Consider the following 14,039-nt stretch of genomic DNA (forward strand, 5'->3'; position numbering starts at 1 on the left):
GCGACCATGAACATCAAGCTGACACTGGGAGAACGGCTCAAAGACCTGCGTGTGGAGCGAAATCTGAAGCTGGAAACGCTGGCAGAGCAGACGGGGCTGTCCAAATCGGCACTGTCGAAATATGAGAGCGACGATGTGACCGACCTCAGCATTTATGCGGTGACAACGCTGGCTGAGTTCTATGGCGTGACCACGGACTACCTGTTGGGCGTGACGGAAAACAAAAAACGCCCAGATGCAGTCCTTTCGGACTTGCATCTGAGCGATGGCGCAGTGGACGTATTAAGGAATGGAAAATTCAATCATCGGCTGCTGTGCGAGCTTCTGGAACATCCCGATTTTGCCCGGTGGATGACCGACCTTGAGATCTGTGTGGACGGGCTGGTCAGTGACCGCATCCGGGACATGAATGCCATGGTAGAAGCTACCCGACAGGAGCTGGAAAAGCGATACCATGCCGATACAGAGGACCTGACCATGCGGACACTGAAAGCGGCGCAGATCAACGAGGACGAGTATTTCGGGCGGATCCTCTATGATGAGCTGGCTGCGATCTTAAAGCAGATCAAAGCGGCACATGGAACCGATAAAACTACATCGGACGGTGCAGCAATCGAGCAAGCAAAAAAGCAGCTTGAAAATGCGCAGAAGTTTGAAGGTTCTCCGTTGGAAAAGAAGATGAATGTCCTGATGGGACAGATCGGCATCGACTATTCCAAGCTGACAAAAGAAGAACAGATGACCCTGCTGCGGGTGTTCAACAAATCCTCCATGTTGAAGCACCGCACAAAGGCAGGGATGCGGGGGAAGCACAGACGTTGATCATTTGCCCTGCGCCTTATAGGAGAAACGCTGCTGCGGCAGGACGGGAGAACGTACACCATTGGTTCCTCTGCAAGCCTGTGCTGGGTGGGCAAAGACCGTCAACTGCCATGCCCATCCGCGCATCCCTCTGCCGCAGAACAGGTGCTTGCCGCATTTGCTCGCAGCCCCTTTTCCGCATCAGCCGGAACCAAGGTGTAACACACTAGACTTTGCAAGCAAAGTCGTGTGCCAACGAGCGTTCCGCCGCTCTTTGGAATCTTCCCGGCAGGGCACTGGAAAATGAGGTGCCCTGCGCAGCGCGGCACGTCCGTCATCTCGCACAAAAAATGAACCGCAAGTTTTACTTGACAATTCGCAGAATATGCACTATCATAGCCATAAGATGAATATAATGTTTATAACGATATACTCAATTTGAGAGTGAGGTATTTCATGGCGATCAATGATAGTGCTGTCGTCCCGCTTTACCAGCAGGTAAAGGATGACATTCGTGCCGCGATCGAGAGCGGCAAATACAAAACCAATGAGAAGATCCCCCCGGAGCCGGAACTGAGTGCAGAATACTCTGTCAGCCGCATCACGGTGCGCCGTGCGGTGGAAGAGCTGTGCGCCGAAGGGTATCTGGTCAAAATGCAGGGGCGCGGCACCTTTGTCAGTAAGCCCCGCATCCATCGCAAGTTTACCAGCGGCAGAAATGCTGCCAGTTTTACGGAGACCTGCAAAGAAAACGGTATGGTGCCGGGTGCCCGGCTGCTGAACCGTCAGATCGTGCCGGTGCGTAAGGATGAGGAAGCCTTCTTCCATGTAGGCCCGGAAGCCTTGCTCATCTATATCCAGCGTCTGCGCACCGCCGATGGTCAGCCGGTTTTTCTGGAGAACCTGTTCCTGCCCTACGAGCCTTATAAGAACCTGATGAGCGAGAACCTCAATGATGTTTCCATGTTTGACACCATTGAGCGCATCTCCGGGCTGCGCCCTGCGACGACCTCCTGCCAGCGTATCGAGGCGGTACGGGCTTCGGCAGAACAGGCACAGCTGCTCAACCTTTCGCTGGGCGAGCCGCTGCTGTATCTGAACGCCTACTTCCATGACCAATATGACCACCCGCTGTGCATCGGGCGGCAGTATTACATTGGAAGCCGGTATATGTTTGAGTTTTAAGCACCGATCAATTCCCTAAAAAGAGCGTCTTTTCCGTGCGGAAAAGACGCTCTTTTTATCGTTCTACGGAAGGTTATTGGTGAAACTGCTAAAATATAGGGGAAGTGCTTTGTGCACTTTACCAAAGTAAAGATTTTTTTAGAAAAACCTCTTGACGTCTGTGCAAAATGTGGTACTATGTACATGACGATTATGACGTCTATAACGAATGGGACGATACAGACGCCGAAGAGATGAAGGAACCACAAGAAAGGTCGTGGATGCGTATGAACCGAATCATTCTTGCTTCGCACGGAGGGCTGTCTGCCGGAATGAAGGACACCGTGCAGATGATCCTTGGCGAGTTGCCGAACCTTTATGCCCTTGCCACCCTGCGGGATGAGACCGAGCCGATCACGGTGGCGGCACGCCGGCTGCTGGACGGCTTTGCAGCAGAGGATGCTGTGTACATCGTGACCGATGTGATGGGCGGCAGCGTGAACAACGAGATGCTGACCCTGCTGCCGGAGTATCCGGCTGTGCACCTGATCTGCGGCATGAACGCTTCTCTGGTGCTGACCCTTGCTTCCAACGACGAAGCCCTGACACAGGACGAACTGGCCGAGTGCATTGCAGATGCCAAGGCGCAGATCATTGATTGTAACCTGCTGCTGAAAAACGCAGCCCAAGATGAGGAGGATGACCTATGATCAAATTAGTACGTCTGGACTACCGCCTGCTGCACGGTCAGGTGGTATTCTCGTGGACCGGCCATGTGGGCGCACAGCGCATCATCGTGGTGGACGATGACGCCGCCAACGACGAGATGAAAAAGTCCGCCCTGCTGCTGAGCAAGCCCGCCGGTGTCCGGGTGAACATCTTTACGGTGGATAAGGCCATCGCCAAGATGCCCAAGGTGGAGCAGCTGGACGAGAAGATCATGATGATCTTCGGCAACACCGCTGCCCTGCTCAAGTTCTGTCAGGCATACCCCAAGATCAAAGAGATCAACTACGGCGCTGTGGCCAACAAGCCCGGCTCCAAGGCCTTTGATCAGTCGGTGTTCCTGACCCCGGAGGAGCAGGCCGACACCCAGAAGCTGCTGGATATGGGCATTAAGATCTACAGCCAGCAGACCCCCACCTTTAAGGTAGTACCCATCGATCACACCTGATCGTAAGGAGATAAGAAGGAGGAATTGACCCATGTTTGTTACCGCACTGCTTCTGGGTCTGGTTGGCGTGTTCTGTATTCTGGACTCGCGCATTCTGGGCCGCATGAACTTCGAGCGTCCGCTCATCACCTGCACCATCGTCGGTGCGCTGCTGGGTGATCTGCAGACCGGCCTGACCCTTGGCGCATCCATCGAGCTGATGAGCCTTGGCATCGTGAACATCGGCGCAGCAGCACCCCCGGACATGAACATGGCTGCCATCATCTGCGCAGCTTTTGCCATCCTGACCGATGCTTCTGCCGAGACTGCACTGGCGCTGGCCATCCCCATCGCTGTTCTGGGCCAGATGCTGGGCGTGCTGATGCGCACCATCCTGTCCAACCTGACCCACGTTGCCGACCACGCCATTGCAGAAGGCAAGTTCCGCAAGGCATGGAGCATGCACATCGTCTGGGGCACAGTGCTGTATAGCCTGATGTACTTCATCCCCATCTTCCTGTCCGTCTACTTCGGCACGGATCTGGTGCAGAAGATCGTGGCTTTCATCCCCGCATGGCTGACCGATGGCCTGAACCTCGGCAGTAAGTTCCTTACCGCTTACGGTATTGCCCTGCTGCTGTCCACCATGCTCAACCGCGACCTGACCGTCTACTTCCTGCTGGGCTTCTTCTTTGTGGGCTACCTGGGTCTGGATATCACCGCTGTGGCCATCTTCGCCGCAATTCTGGCTGTGATCCTGACCGGCCTGAAGTATGGCAAGGGCGCACCTGCCGCAGCCGCTGCCGGTGCAGCTGCTACCAACCCGGACTACGACCCGCTGGAAGATGACGACGATCTTTGATAGGAGGAAGCTGAAATGAGCAACGCAACCAAGACTGCAAAGCGCAGCGACTTCAAGAAATACTTCCAGTTCATGTGGCGCTCCCTGAACATTCAGGCCTCCTGGAACTACGAACGTCAGATGAACATGGGCTTTTTGTACGGCATCGCTCCCACGCTGGACGAGCTGTACCCCGATGAGAACGACCCCGAGCAGCTGGCGCACAAAAAGGAAGCCTACGAGCGCGAGATGGCGTTCTACAACTGCACCCCGCAGACCAGTGCCTTTACGCTGGGTCTGGCTGCCTCCATGGAAGAGCAGTACGCCGCCGACCGTGAGAACTTCAACCCGGAGACCATCAACGCCGTCAAGACCTCGCTGATGGGCCCCCTGTCCGGTGTGGGCGACTCCTTCTTCCAGGGCACTGTCCGCCTGATCGCTTTTGGTCTGGGCATCTCTCTGGCACAGCAGGGCAGCGTTCTGGGCCCCATTCTGGCTATGATCATCTCCATCGTCCCCTCGGTGCTGATTACATGGTTTGCCGGTAAGCTGGGCTACACCATGGGCAGCAAGTACCTGACCAAGCTCAACGGCGGCATGATGGACAAGCTGATGTACGTCTGTGGCATCGTAGGCCTGATGGTCATTGGTGCCATGGTGGCAAGCATGGTGGGTCTGACCACCCCCATCACCTTCGCAAGCACCGGTCTGGTGCTGCAGGATGTGCTGAACAGCATTCTGCCGAATCTTCTGAACCTTGGCATCGTGATGCTGATGTACACCCTGATCCGCAAAAAGGTCAAGACCGGCTGGCTGCTGGTCATCTGCATCGTGGGCGGTGTTGCCATCAACGCCCTTGGTCTGTTGGTGTAACCGGGACTCCGGCTTACATAGATATCCGTACGCCTGTAATTTGTGATTCATCAGAACAATAGGAAAATAATTTGGAGGATTGCATTATGTATAACATTGATCTGGCAAACGTCAAGTCCATCGTGGCAGACATCGTGGCAAAGCACAACGTGGAGAACGTGGCCTTTGTTGGCTGCGGCGCTTCCAAGGCAGAGCTGTACCCCGCAAAGTACTTCCTGGCAAACTGCAGCAAGAAGCTGCGCGTGGCACACTACACCGCCAACGAGTTCAACTACGATACCCCCGATTGGCTGGGCGACACCACCGTGGTCATCACCGCTTCTCTGGGCGGCAGCACCCCTGAGACCGTCAAGGCCAACAGCGTGGCAAAGGCCGCCGGTGCAACCGTTGTCAGCGTTACCCACGCTGCCGGTTCTGCCCTGACCAAGGAAGCTGACTACACCATCGTTCACGGCTTTGAGGCCAACTACGCTGCCAAGCTGGAAAAGATGGGCTACGTTCTGGCACTGGCTGTGGAGATTCTGCAGCAGGTGGAAGGCTTCGACAAGTACGACAAGATGATCGAGGGCCTGACCAACGTGTTCGAGGCTGCCGAGAACGCTGCCAACTCTGCCCGCAAGTCTGCCAAGGAGTTCGCTGAGAAGTACAAGGACGCTCCCGTCGTCTACGTCATGTCCAGCGGCGCTTCCATGGAGGTCGCTTACTCCACCTCCATCTGCCTGATGATGGAGATGCAGTGGGTCAACTCCGGCTCCTTCCACAGCGGCGAGTTCTTCCACGGCCCCTTCGAGATCGTGGACAAGGACGTGCCCTTCATCCTGCTGATGAACGACGGCAAGACCCGTCCCGTGGATGCCCGCGCACTGACCTTCCTGCACCGCTTCGATGCTCTGACCACCGTTGTGGATGCAAAGGATTACGGTCTGGGCAATGCTGTGGACAGCAGCGTCATCACCTACTTCAACCCGCTGATGCACACCGCTGTGTTCCGCGTCTATGCTGAGGAGCTGTCCTACGTCCGTCAGCATCCGCTGACCCTGCGCCGCTATATGTGGAAGCTGGAGTACTAAGCGGTTAACCGGAATCAATAGACCCATGCTTGGGGGGAGGGGCTTGCCCCTCCCCCTTTTTGATGAAGAGGGAAATGAAGAATGATTGAAGCAGTGATTTTTGATATGGATGGGGTGCTGGCGGATACGGAATATTACTACGAGAACCGCCGTAAAAACTTTCTGCTGGAAAACGGCATCCCCATCCCGGAGGGCAACTTCATCGGCTCCAACGAAAAAGCCATCTGGGAAGCCATTGTCCCCAACGACCCTGTGCGCCGTCAGGAGATGCTGATGGCTTATCGGGAATACCGCAAGGCTCGCCCCACCCCCTACGGCAAGCTTACCGACCCGCAGGCAGAGCCGCTGATGAATGCGCTGCGCAGCCGGGGGCTGAAGGTGGCGGTGGCGTCCTCCAGCGCAGCGCCGGATATCATGAAGATGCTCACGGAGGGTGGGCTGAAAGCGATGGTGGATTTCGCCTTCAGCGGCGAGGACTGTGCCGCCCATAAGCCTGCGCCGGACATCTACCTCAAGGCACTGAAGGCACTGGGGCTGACGGCAGACAAGGCCATTGCGGTGGAGGATTCTCCCACGGGCATCGCCTCCGCAAAGGCGGCAGGCCTGAAGGTGCTGGCACTGAAGCCCCGCCACGGCGAGCCGCTGGATCAGTCCGCCGCAGACTGCATCATCACCCGGCTGATGGATGTAAAGGAGCATCTGGACTGAGATGGAAGCGATCAAGAACGGCCTGCGCAAAAACCTGAGCCCAGCACAGCTGTGGAGCGGCGCACGCTTTTTTCTGCTGCTGAATCTGGGACTTATCATCTATGCAGTAGCACTGAACTTTTACTGTGCGCCCAACCACTTTGTATTTGGCGGCACTACCGGCCTTTCCGTCGTGCTGGCCACCTGCTTTCCGGCTCTGAGCGTCAGCACCTTTATGTGGATCACCAATGCGGTGCTGGATGTGCTTGGCTGCGTCTTTCTGGGCATAAAGACTATGGGCTGGACGCTGTACTCCTCCTTCATGCTCAGTTTTTATTCCAGTATGTGCGAAAAGCTGTTTCCCGTGTCGCAGCCTTTGACGGATGATACCCTGCTGGAGCTGTGCTTTGCGGTGGCGCTGCCTGCCATTGCCAGCGGCATTGTGTTCAACATCGGGGCATCCACCGGCGGAACCGAGATCGTGGCCATGATCCTGCACAAGTACATCAAGGTGGAGATCGGCAGGGCGCTGCTGCTCAGCGATATCGGCACGGTGCTGTTTGCGGCTTACCTCTACGGCCCGCAGACCGGGATGTACTGCGTGCTGGGACTCATCGGGCGCAGCACCATCGTGGATACCGCCATCGAGAGCCTGAACCTCCGCAAGGTGTGTACGGTCATCACCTCAAGGCCGGAGCCCATCCGGCGTTTCGTTACGGAAACACTGGGACGCACAGCGACCCAGCAGGACGCCACCGGCGTGTACACCGGCGAGCCCCGTACCATGATCATGGTGGCGCTGACCCGGCGGCAGGCAGGGCTGCTGCGGGATTTCCTGCGCCGGGAGGACCCGGAGGCCTTTCTGACCATTGTCAACTCCAGCGAGATCATCGGCAAGGGATTCCAGTCCATCTGAAAACGCAGAATGCCCGCCCACTGTGGCTTTTCCACAGTGGGCGGGCATCATTATATATGGTAAATGGTTATTTACGCTGACTTCTTGAATTTGCGCTGAATTTACGCTGACTTGGCATGGTTTACGCTGAAAATACGCTGACTTGGCATGGTTTACGCTGAATTTACGCTGAAAAACGCGCGCCGCGCGATTAGCTTTTTTGCCGCGCGTTTTCTAAGGCTCAATCCTCCAGCCTGCCGTGGTCACACCCAAGCGACAAATAGTGCCCCATCTCCCCTCTCAGCACAAGCCGGGTATACTCCAAGGGCTTGTTATAGAGCAGCCAGTCCAGTTCTGCCCGCTGTGCCGGAGTGTTGCCGTACTCGTCCTCCACGGCGATGCAGTCGATGGCAACGGTGGTGCCATCCTCGAACCGGGCTTCCACCCGGTTGGTGTCCATGTTGTAGCGACAGGAAAGCAATTTTGTCATAATAGTATCCTCCAAGACTTGATTTTTGGTGTGTGGTCACTCGAACCAATGCCGTCAAGTCGTTGTCAGATAAGTCGATTTTTCATTTATCTGAGAGTAAGTGCACGGTTTCTGCACGGTTTTTGCACGGTTTCAAAACGTGCAAAGGGTGCAAATCGTTGCAAAATCGGACAAAGAGTGCAGAAACTCGAAGCTAAAAATCTGCGATGTATCGTAAACAATTAACGATAAAACGTAACTTCCAAAAATTGAGGGAATCGCCCGGCGTGCGCTACGAATCAGTAGGCCGGGGGTTCGAGTCCCTTCCATCGCACCATGACGAATGTTCTTACAGCATTTAGCTGTTAAAGAGCATTCGTCATTTTTTGTTTGCTAAATAGCGACATCACAATGGGCGTAGTTCACAACTACGCCTTTTCTTGTATTCACCGACACATCGGGTGTCGGCAAAGGAAGTGCGCTTGGAATCTCGATGGTGCCCACGCAGTTGTAGTGAATGCGGAGCCGCTGCTCCCATACACCGTTGACCTTTTCTGCATTGAACACTTCGATTTTTTCCACCAGTTCATTCAGCATCCGGGGTGTCAGCTTTTTTGCTCTGGTGTACTTGCGAACCAGACTGATAAACATATCCGTTGTCATAGTTCGGCTGCTCTGCTTTTCGATTTCGGAGCGGAGCTGTTTGATTTTCTCGGTCAGCTCCTTTTGCTCGTCCTCATATCTCCGGGACATTCTGGAAAAGCGTTCATCAGAGATCTTGCCGGAAACATTGTCCTCATAGATGCGCTCAAAGAGGCCGTCCAGTTCTTCATCACGGGCAAGGAGTGCTTTCAACTCTTTCTCTTTCAGCTTGCGGTCGGCTTCGTCCGCCTGCTGGGAGTGCCCGATAACAGCTTTCAGAAAGTCGTCCTCGTAGAGGCTGGCAAACTTGGTCAGCCGCCGAATCTCGCCCAGCACCACTTCTTCCAGAAAGTCTACCCTGATGTAGTGGGTGGATTGGCAGGTGCCACGGTTACCCTTGTAGTTGGAGCAGTTGAAATACTTGATTTCCGGGTTGCCCTGATTGAAGTGAAAATGCAGATTGCAGCCGCAGTCTGCGCAGACAAGTAAGCCAGAGAACATATTGTGTTCTCCGTTGCTGGTACGACGTTTGCGCATTTTTCCGCGCTTCTGCTGTACCTGTTCAAACACGGCACGTTCAATAATGGGTTCGTGAACATTTTGGAACACTACCCAATTTTCCGGGTCGTTATGAATCCGCTTCTTATTCTTGTAGGACTTGGAGTAGGTTTTGAAGTTCAGAACATCACCACAATACTCCTGCTGGTACAGAAGATGGGTAATCGTGGAGCCATTCCACTTGGTGGCGGGGCGCGTCTTGGTCTTTCCGGGACGGCCGATGCCTTTCTGAATCCAGTAGGCCTGCGGCGTCAGGATGCCTTCCTTTTCAAACTGGGTGGCAATCTGATCTGTGCCAAAGCCCTCCAACGTCATATCAAAAATGCGCCGGACAACTTGTGCAGCTTCTTCATCAATGACCCAATGCTTGGGATTGTTCGGGTCCTTGATATACCCATAGGGAGGAAGTCCCATCGGTTCGCCGGAGTTGCCTTTGATTTTATTACTGATACGGCGTTTCTTGCTGATGTCGCGGGCATACCACTCATTGAACAGGTTTCGGATGGGTGCCAGTTCGTTTTCTCCCTCGGCCGTGTCGATGTTGTCCGAAACGGCAACAAGTCGGATGTCATGGTCCGGGAAAAATTCTTCTGTCAGCCGTCCGACCTCAATATAGTTTCGGCCCAGACGGGAAAGGTCTTTGACGAACACAGCGGCGGCTTTTCCTTGTTCAAGTTGCTGCATCATTTCAACGAAACCGGGACGGTTCATGGTCACGCCGGAAATGCCATCATCCAGAAAGTGAACCAGATTGGTATAGCCTTTTTCCTTTGCAACTTTGGTGAGCAGTTTCTTTTGGTTGCCGATGCTGTAACTCTCGCCCTCCAAATTATCATCACGGGAAAGACGCTCATAGAGAAAAGCGGTTGCTTCACGGGATTTCTTGTTACTCGACTGTTTCATACTCGCTCCTTTCTTGGGACAGTCGAATAGCAAATTCGCTTGTACACCTATATTATAACACAATCCGCTTTCTCTGTCCGCTGCCTCCCGAAAGGTCATTATAATTTTTTGCTTTCGGATTTCATCAGCCGGAGAAGAACTTCTCCTAAGGTCTGGGAACTTTCTTCTTTGAACACCGGCTCAACGATAAAGGAGCGATTGCCAATACGATAAGTCGAATCCAGAGTAAGCATCTCTGGATTTTTTGTTTTTTCAGGGTTTGTCTTTTTCGCTTGCATCGTAAAAATCCCCTTTCTTAAAAATCATAAAATGAGCCAACGGACGGCTGCTGGCAGCAGCCCACGGGAATCTCACCCCTGCATTCCTCATGCAGCCCTACTCATTGCCTGCGACGCTCTGAACGCTCGGACTTTGACGGTAAGGGAGTATCAGCCTGTCGGTATGTCATGGCCCGCAAGTAGCCGCGCTTGCATTGCGGCGTGGTGATGATCGCTCCACTTTTCAGAGAAAAGCATCATGGCGCACCCGCCGTCCGGCTCGATACAGACAGCAACGTATCCGTTTGCCCTATGATGCACCGCCGTTATCTTGCGGGCTTTCTTTATCAAGGAACAATAAGGCTTTGTCAGCCTGTAAAAGCATACCGTTTCCGATATGCTTTTACGGAACGACAAATAGCCCATAACGGGAAGCGTGGAAAGGGGACACGCTCCCCGCATGGGCTAAAAGATTATCCTACATGAAAAGCAAGGGTGCGGGTAATAAGGCGCACTTGCAGCCTGTTACGCATTTCCTCGTCCACATAGGAATAGGTATTGCCCGCGTCGTCTTTCAGCGTGCGGGTACAAAGTTTCGCTATGTAACCCTCGTAGTGCTTCAAGATCGCGCACATGGCGGTTGTGTCGCCGTTTGCCGCTGCGGAAATGACAGGGAACGGCAACAGATTTTCAGACTTCCTAACGGTATTCATCATCTGCTTTTCCCTCCAAATACTGTTTGATTTTCGCAAGCGCGGATTTCCTGTGCCGGAAAACCGTCGTGCGTACAACATTCAGCAGTTCGCCAATTTCCGCGTCGCTCATATCCAAGAAGTAGGACAAAAGGATAATGTCGCGTTTCCTTTCGGGCAAAGCGTTAAGGGCTTCGGCAAGCAGTTCATTTTTGACGAGTACATCAAAGCCGGACACTTGAAAACGGAAATAATCGCTTTCGTATTCGTCCGTTGTGAAAAGCTGCGCGAGTTCGCTTTCGCTCAAATCCGAAAAAGTAACTTCGCGTGCTGCGCGTTTCGCAAGAGTGCGGCGGTGGCTTTTCGCTTCGCCGACCAAAGTTTTCTTTGCTAATGCGTCGTACTGATGTTGTATTCTTTCCTTGTCGGAAGAAGATAGCTCCATAGAGTTCACCTCCTTCCCGCGTGGAGTAGAGGACGGGAGTTAAGGGCTTGTCCTCTCTGCCCCTTTCGCTCCGTACCCGTTCGGGAGATGGCTCTTGAGTGCGCTTTTCAGAAAAAAGTTGAAAAAAGCAAAATGCGCCCGTCCGCAAGACGCGGACGGGCGCAAAGGAAATGTAAGCAGTAGCTAAATGTATTGACAGTTCACATTCATAGCCGGAATATCCCGCTTGCGGAGCATAGCTTTTTTTGACCGCAAAGCATTAGGCGGGTTACAGTAAATAAAAATGGACACGGCGATACCTCCCCGATACCGCCGTATCCTTAAAAAAGGGCGACTTTAATACACTACCCGCAATCCATTCTATAATAGGGAACAGCGGCTTTTGCGCAATATTAAATAAAAAAGCCGATAACACATAGGTTTTTTGACCTAATGCGTTATCGGCTCTGCGTCTATGCGTCTGGCACTTTTAATCATTTTTTTTTGAATTTATTATATGTGTTAGCTAACTGTCCACAAGCCGCGTTAATCTCTCTGCCATGAGAAACTCTCATAGTAACTTCAAGTCCTGCTTGCTCTAATTGATGTTTGAATGCAACTATTTCCCGTTTCTGTGGTGCTTTAATTCTTGAATTGCTTGTTGGGTTGTATTGTAACACGTTAATCATAACTTTTTTGCCCCGAAACCATTTTGCAAGTTGTCTTACATCTGAGGGCCGGTCATTTATACCCGGTAAAAGCAAATACGCAAAGACAATTTTGCGATTATGCCTTTCAGAATAGGATAAGGCTTGCTTAACAACATCTTCAATAGCATATATGCGCATGTGAGGAATAATACGATTTCTTGCAGATTGTGTTGCTGCGTGTAAAGATATTGTCAACTGAATTTTAAGATGTTCCTCGCGCAATTTTTTTAATTGATCGACCGGACCAACTGTTGATATGGTAATGCCGTCGGTTGGAAAGTTGAGCCCATATCTATCTCGGAGAATATGGATTGCTTTTATCAAGTTGTCATAATTGAATAAAGGCTCTCCCATACCCATAAAAACGATACGGTTTACTTTTCGACGCAACAATATAATCTGTTGTACGATTTCTGACGATGTTAGATTACGAACAAAGCCATTTCGCCCGGACTCACAAAAAATACAACCAACAGGACAACCGACTTGTGTGCTCACGCAAACAGTTCCACCATCTCGCCGCTTGATAAAAACCGTTTCAATGTATTTGTTGTCTTTCAGTTCGTAAACATACTTTTCAGTATCACTGCTTTTGCAAATATTTTTTACCAACATTGATAGATTTTTTTTGCGTGGTAATTGCTTATATAATTCTTCATATAAGGCTTTTGCTTCATTCTCGCCAATAACTTCCGACATTTCTTTGTAAGTAAATCCGTATGGATCATTCCGTACTTCCGCAGGCGTATATTTAGGTAAACGTTTCATTTTTATATCCTTTCTTCTAAATAATAAAAGTTTGTTTTTCTGTATTTTTGATTACAATCTCTAATTTTTCTACATCAATGATATGCGTCAATTTGCATTTAGGGCAGAAAAGAGGAAAATCTTTTAATACAGTATTATGAAATACTTGAACTCTCGTCTTTCCGTTACAAATCGGACATTTTATCCAATATTTTTTAAGCATTATATTTCACTCGTCCTTTTTACACAAAAAAATGCAGGTCAATCCTCAACATGAGCATTGACCTGCATTTATAATGCACAGAGCAGTACAACAAAACTAAGGCATAGCTTGCACTATGTCTATACTATATCTATACGTCGTTAGTTTTTTGTATAGCATCCGCAAAATAAGCATGACAAAAAAGCCCATGTTGAAAATGGGAAAATCCTTTTTTTCAATGCTTATCTAATATGCATGCTATGCAACATAAACGCCGCCTCCTTTTACATAAATTTTATTTTATCAGAAAATCAGTCTACTGTCAATACACAACAGGAAGTATTTAACCTAATGATATGAATTGTGTGGACATATCCAAAAAGAAAGGTGAACTGTAAAATGTAACAGGGTGAATGAAAATGGCAAAAAGACCCGTACCATTGTACGACTTTAAGGCTTTCGGGGCAGCTATAAAAGCCGCGAGAAATGAATACGGCGAGAGCCGCAAAAAGGTAAGCGACGAGTTATATATTTCCCCGCGCTACCTTGCGAATATCGAGAACAAGGGACAACAGCCGAGTTTACAGGTATTCTATGACCTTGTAACCCGGTATCATATTTCGGTAGATCAATTTTTCTTCCCGAACAGCAATGCGGAGAAATCCACCGGGCGGCGGCAGCTTGACGCGCTGCTGGACGGTATGAGCGATAAAGGCATACGGATTGTAACCGCAACAGCAAGGGAGATAACGGAAGTCGAAAAAGCAGAGGATTAACCTCACAATATGAGAAATCGGGAGATTGCAGCGCATGGCGGCTGCAATCTTTTTTTGCGTCCAAAATCAAAGGAACGCGCAACAAATACCGCCTTTCGGTGGGGGTATGGAGTAGATAGCAAGCATAGGGAGTGTAGCCACTCCCGGCAGAAATGCTTGCTGGGGAGTACCCCAG

The 14,039-nt window shown here is 51.5% G+C and carries 17 protein-coding genes; 10 read left to right on the forward strand and 7 right to left on the reverse strand.

Annotated elements, in window-relative coordinates; all coding sequences use genetic code 11:
- The 9 genes from DWY95_RS16430 to DWY95_RS16470 form a co-directional block, all read left to right on the forward strand.
- Positions 1-822: helix-turn-helix transcriptional regulator (locus DWY95_RS16430; RefSeq protein ID WP_243082881.1), on the forward strand; the 822-nt coding region annotated here is incomplete at its 5' end.
- 435 nt (positions 823-1,257) lie between these two features.
- The gene (locus DWY95_RS16435; RefSeq protein ID WP_097769858.1) at positions 1,258-1,986 is read left to right on the forward strand and encodes a GntR family transcriptional regulator; all 729 of its coding nucleotides are present in this window, start codon (positions 1,258-1,260) and stop codon (positions 1,984-1,986) included.
- A gap of 260 nt (positions 1,987-2,246) precedes the next feature.
- Complete coding sequence (locus DWY95_RS16440) at positions 2,247-2,675, forward strand: PTS fructose transporter subunit IIA (protein ID WP_158577583.1); 429 nt, start codon at positions 2,247-2,249, stop codon at positions 2,673-2,675.
- Entirely contained in the window at positions 2,672-3,139 is a 468-nt protein-coding gene (locus DWY95_RS16445) for a PTS sugar transporter subunit IIB (protein WP_055186625.1), read from the forward strand. The genes DWY95_RS16440 and DWY95_RS16445 overlap by 4 nt, the downstream gene beginning before the upstream one ends.
- Before the next feature lie 31 nt (positions 3,140-3,170).
- The gene (locus DWY95_RS16450; RefSeq protein WP_097769856.1) at positions 3,171-3,980 is read left to right on the forward strand and encodes a PTS sugar transporter subunit IIC; all 810 of its coding nucleotides are present in this window, start codon (positions 3,171-3,173) and stop codon (positions 3,978-3,980) included.
- Between the two features lie 15 nt (positions 3,981-3,995).
- Positions 3,996-4,832, forward strand: a complete 837-nt coding sequence (locus DWY95_RS16455; protein WP_118554311.1) for a PTS system mannose/fructose/sorbose family transporter subunit IID — start codon at positions 3,996-3,998, stop codon at positions 4,830-4,832.
- 86 nt (positions 4,833-4,918) lie between these two features.
- On the forward strand, positions 4,919-5,902 hold the full coding sequence (locus tag DWY95_RS16460) for an SIS domain-containing protein (protein WP_015565013.1): 984 nt from the start codon (positions 4,919-4,921) through the stop codon (positions 5,900-5,902).
- An 81-nt stretch (positions 5,903-5,983) separates the two neighbouring features.
- Positions 5,984-6,610, forward strand: a complete 627-nt coding sequence (locus DWY95_RS16465) for an HAD family phosphatase (protein WP_118554312.1) — start codon at positions 5,984-5,986, stop codon at positions 6,608-6,610.
- Between the two features lies 1 nt (position 6,611).
- Entirely contained in the window at positions 6,612-7,505 is an 894-nt protein-coding gene (locus DWY95_RS16470) for a YitT family protein (protein ID WP_118554313.1), read from the forward strand.
- 220 nt (positions 7,506-7,725) lie between these two features.
- On the opposite strand, the gene DWY95_RS16475 is transcribed toward DWY95_RS16470, so the two are convergent.
- The 7 genes from DWY95_RS16475 to DWY95_RS16510 form a co-directional block, all read right to left on the reverse strand.
- Positions 7,726-7,974: a DUF6061 family protein gene (locus tag DWY95_RS16475; protein WP_118554314.1), complete on the reverse strand. Its 249-nt coding sequence runs from the start codon at positions 7,972-7,974 to the stop codon at positions 7,726-7,728.
- Positions 7,975-8,346: 372 nt separating this feature from the next.
- Positions 8,347-10,056 carry a recombinase family protein gene (locus DWY95_RS16480; protein WP_118554315.1) on the reverse strand — a complete coding sequence of 570 codons (1,710 nt, stop codon included), beginning with the start codon at positions 10,054-10,056 and terminating at the stop codon, positions 8,347-8,349.
- A 98-nt stretch (positions 10,057-10,154) separates the two neighbouring features.
- Complete coding sequence (locus tag DWY95_RS16485; RefSeq protein WP_118554316.1) at positions 10,155-10,334, reverse strand: hypothetical protein; 180 nt, start codon at positions 10,332-10,334, stop codon at positions 10,155-10,157.
- Between the two features lie 452 nt (positions 10,335-10,786).
- Entirely contained in the window at positions 10,787-11,029 is a 243-nt protein-coding gene (locus DWY95_RS16495; protein ID WP_002604473.1) for a helix-turn-helix domain-containing protein, read from the reverse strand.
- Positions 11,013-11,450 (reverse strand): sigma-70 family RNA polymerase sigma factor, encoded by a 438-nt coding sequence (locus DWY95_RS16500; RefSeq protein ID WP_002604474.1) that lies wholly within the window; start codon positions 11,448-11,450, stop codon positions 11,013-11,015. Before DWY95_RS16500 ends, DWY95_RS16495 begins: the two co-directional genes overlap by 17 nt.
- A gap of 473 nt (positions 11,451-11,923) precedes the next feature.
- Positions 11,924-12,907 (reverse strand): 23S rRNA (adenine(2503)-C(2))-methyltransferase RlmN, encoded by a 984-nt coding sequence (gene rlmN, locus DWY95_RS16505; protein WP_002584956.1) that lies wholly within the window; start codon positions 12,905-12,907, stop codon positions 11,924-11,926.
- Positions 12,908-12,923: 16 nt separating this feature from the next.
- Positions 12,924-13,109, reverse strand: a complete 186-nt coding sequence (locus tag DWY95_RS16510) for a cysteine-rich KTR domain-containing protein (RefSeq protein WP_003431289.1) — start codon at positions 13,107-13,109, stop codon at positions 12,924-12,926.
- A gap of 398 nt (positions 13,110-13,507) precedes the next feature.
- Here DWY95_RS16510 and DWY95_RS16515 point away from each other — a divergent pair, with 398 nt between their 5' ends.
- The gene (locus DWY95_RS16515; RefSeq protein WP_002584957.1) at positions 13,508-13,864 is read left to right on the forward strand and encodes a helix-turn-helix transcriptional regulator; all 357 of its coding nucleotides are present in this window, start codon (positions 13,508-13,510) and stop codon (positions 13,862-13,864) included.
- Positions 13,865-14,039 lie beyond the last annotated feature (175 nt).

The organism is Faecalibacterium sp. AF28-13AC (assembly GCF_003478405.1).
Lineage (GTDB): Bacteria > Bacillota > Clostridia > Oscillospirales > Ruminococcaceae > Faecalibacterium > Faecalibacterium prausnitzii_E.

Excerpts from the sequence above, each read along its gene's own strand:
- DWY95_RS16440 (WP_158577583.1), top strand. The coding sequence starts at position 2,247 with ATGCGTATGAACCGAATCATTCTTGCTTCGCACGGAGGGCTGTCTGCC.
- DWY95_RS16495 (WP_002604473.1), bottom strand. The coding sequence starts at position 11,029 with ATGATGAATACCGTTAGGAAGTCTGAAAATCTGTTGCCGTTCCCTGTC.
- DWY95_RS16475 (WP_118554314.1), bottom strand. The coding sequence starts at position 7,974 with ATGACAAAATTGCTTTCCTGTCGCTACAACATGGACACCAACCGGGTG.
- DWY95_RS16510 (WP_003431289.1), bottom strand. The coding sequence starts at position 13,109 with ATGCTTAAAAAATATTGGATAAAATGTCCGATTTGTAACGGAAAGACG.
- DWY95_RS16435 (WP_097769858.1), top strand. The coding sequence starts at position 1,258 with ATGGCGATCAATGATAGTGCTGTCGTCCCGCTTTACCAGCAGGTAAAG.
- DWY95_RS16500 (WP_002604474.1), bottom strand. The coding sequence starts at position 11,450 with ATGGAGCTATCTTCTTCCGACAAGGAAAGAATACAACATCAGTACGAC.
- DWY95_RS16465 (WP_118554312.1), top strand. The coding sequence starts at position 5,984 with ATGATTGAAGCAGTGATTTTTGATATGGATGGGGTGCTGGCGGATACG.
- DWY95_RS16470 (WP_118554313.1), top strand. The coding sequence starts at position 6,612 with ATGGAAGCGATCAAGAACGGCCTGCGCAAAAACCTGAGCCCAGCACAG.
- DWY95_RS16445 (WP_055186625.1), top strand. The coding sequence starts at position 2,672 with ATGATCAAATTAGTACGTCTGGACTACCGCCTGCTGCACGGTCAGGTG.
- DWY95_RS16450 (WP_097769856.1), top strand. The coding sequence starts at position 3,171 with ATGTTTGTTACCGCACTGCTTCTGGGTCTGGTTGGCGTGTTCTGTATT.
- DWY95_RS16485 (WP_118554316.1), bottom strand. The coding sequence starts at position 10,334 with ATGCAAGCGAAAAAGACAAACCCTGAAAAAACAAAAAATCCAGAGATG.
- DWY95_RS16480 (WP_118554315.1), bottom strand. The coding sequence starts at position 10,056 with ATGAAACAGTCGAGTAACAAGAAATCCCGTGAAGCAACCGCTTTTCTC.
- DWY95_RS16460 (WP_015565013.1), top strand. The coding sequence starts at position 4,919 with ATGTATAACATTGATCTGGCAAACGTCAAGTCCATCGTGGCAGACATC.
- DWY95_RS16455 (WP_118554311.1), top strand. The coding sequence starts at position 3,996 with ATGAGCAACGCAACCAAGACTGCAAAGCGCAGCGACTTCAAGAAATAC.
- DWY95_RS16515 (WP_002584957.1), top strand. The coding sequence starts at position 13,508 with ATGGCAAAAAGACCCGTACCATTGTACGACTTTAAGGCTTTCGGGGCA.
- rlmN (WP_002584956.1), bottom strand. The coding sequence starts at position 12,907 with ATGAAACGTTTACCTAAATATACGCCTGCGGAAGTACGGAATGATCCA.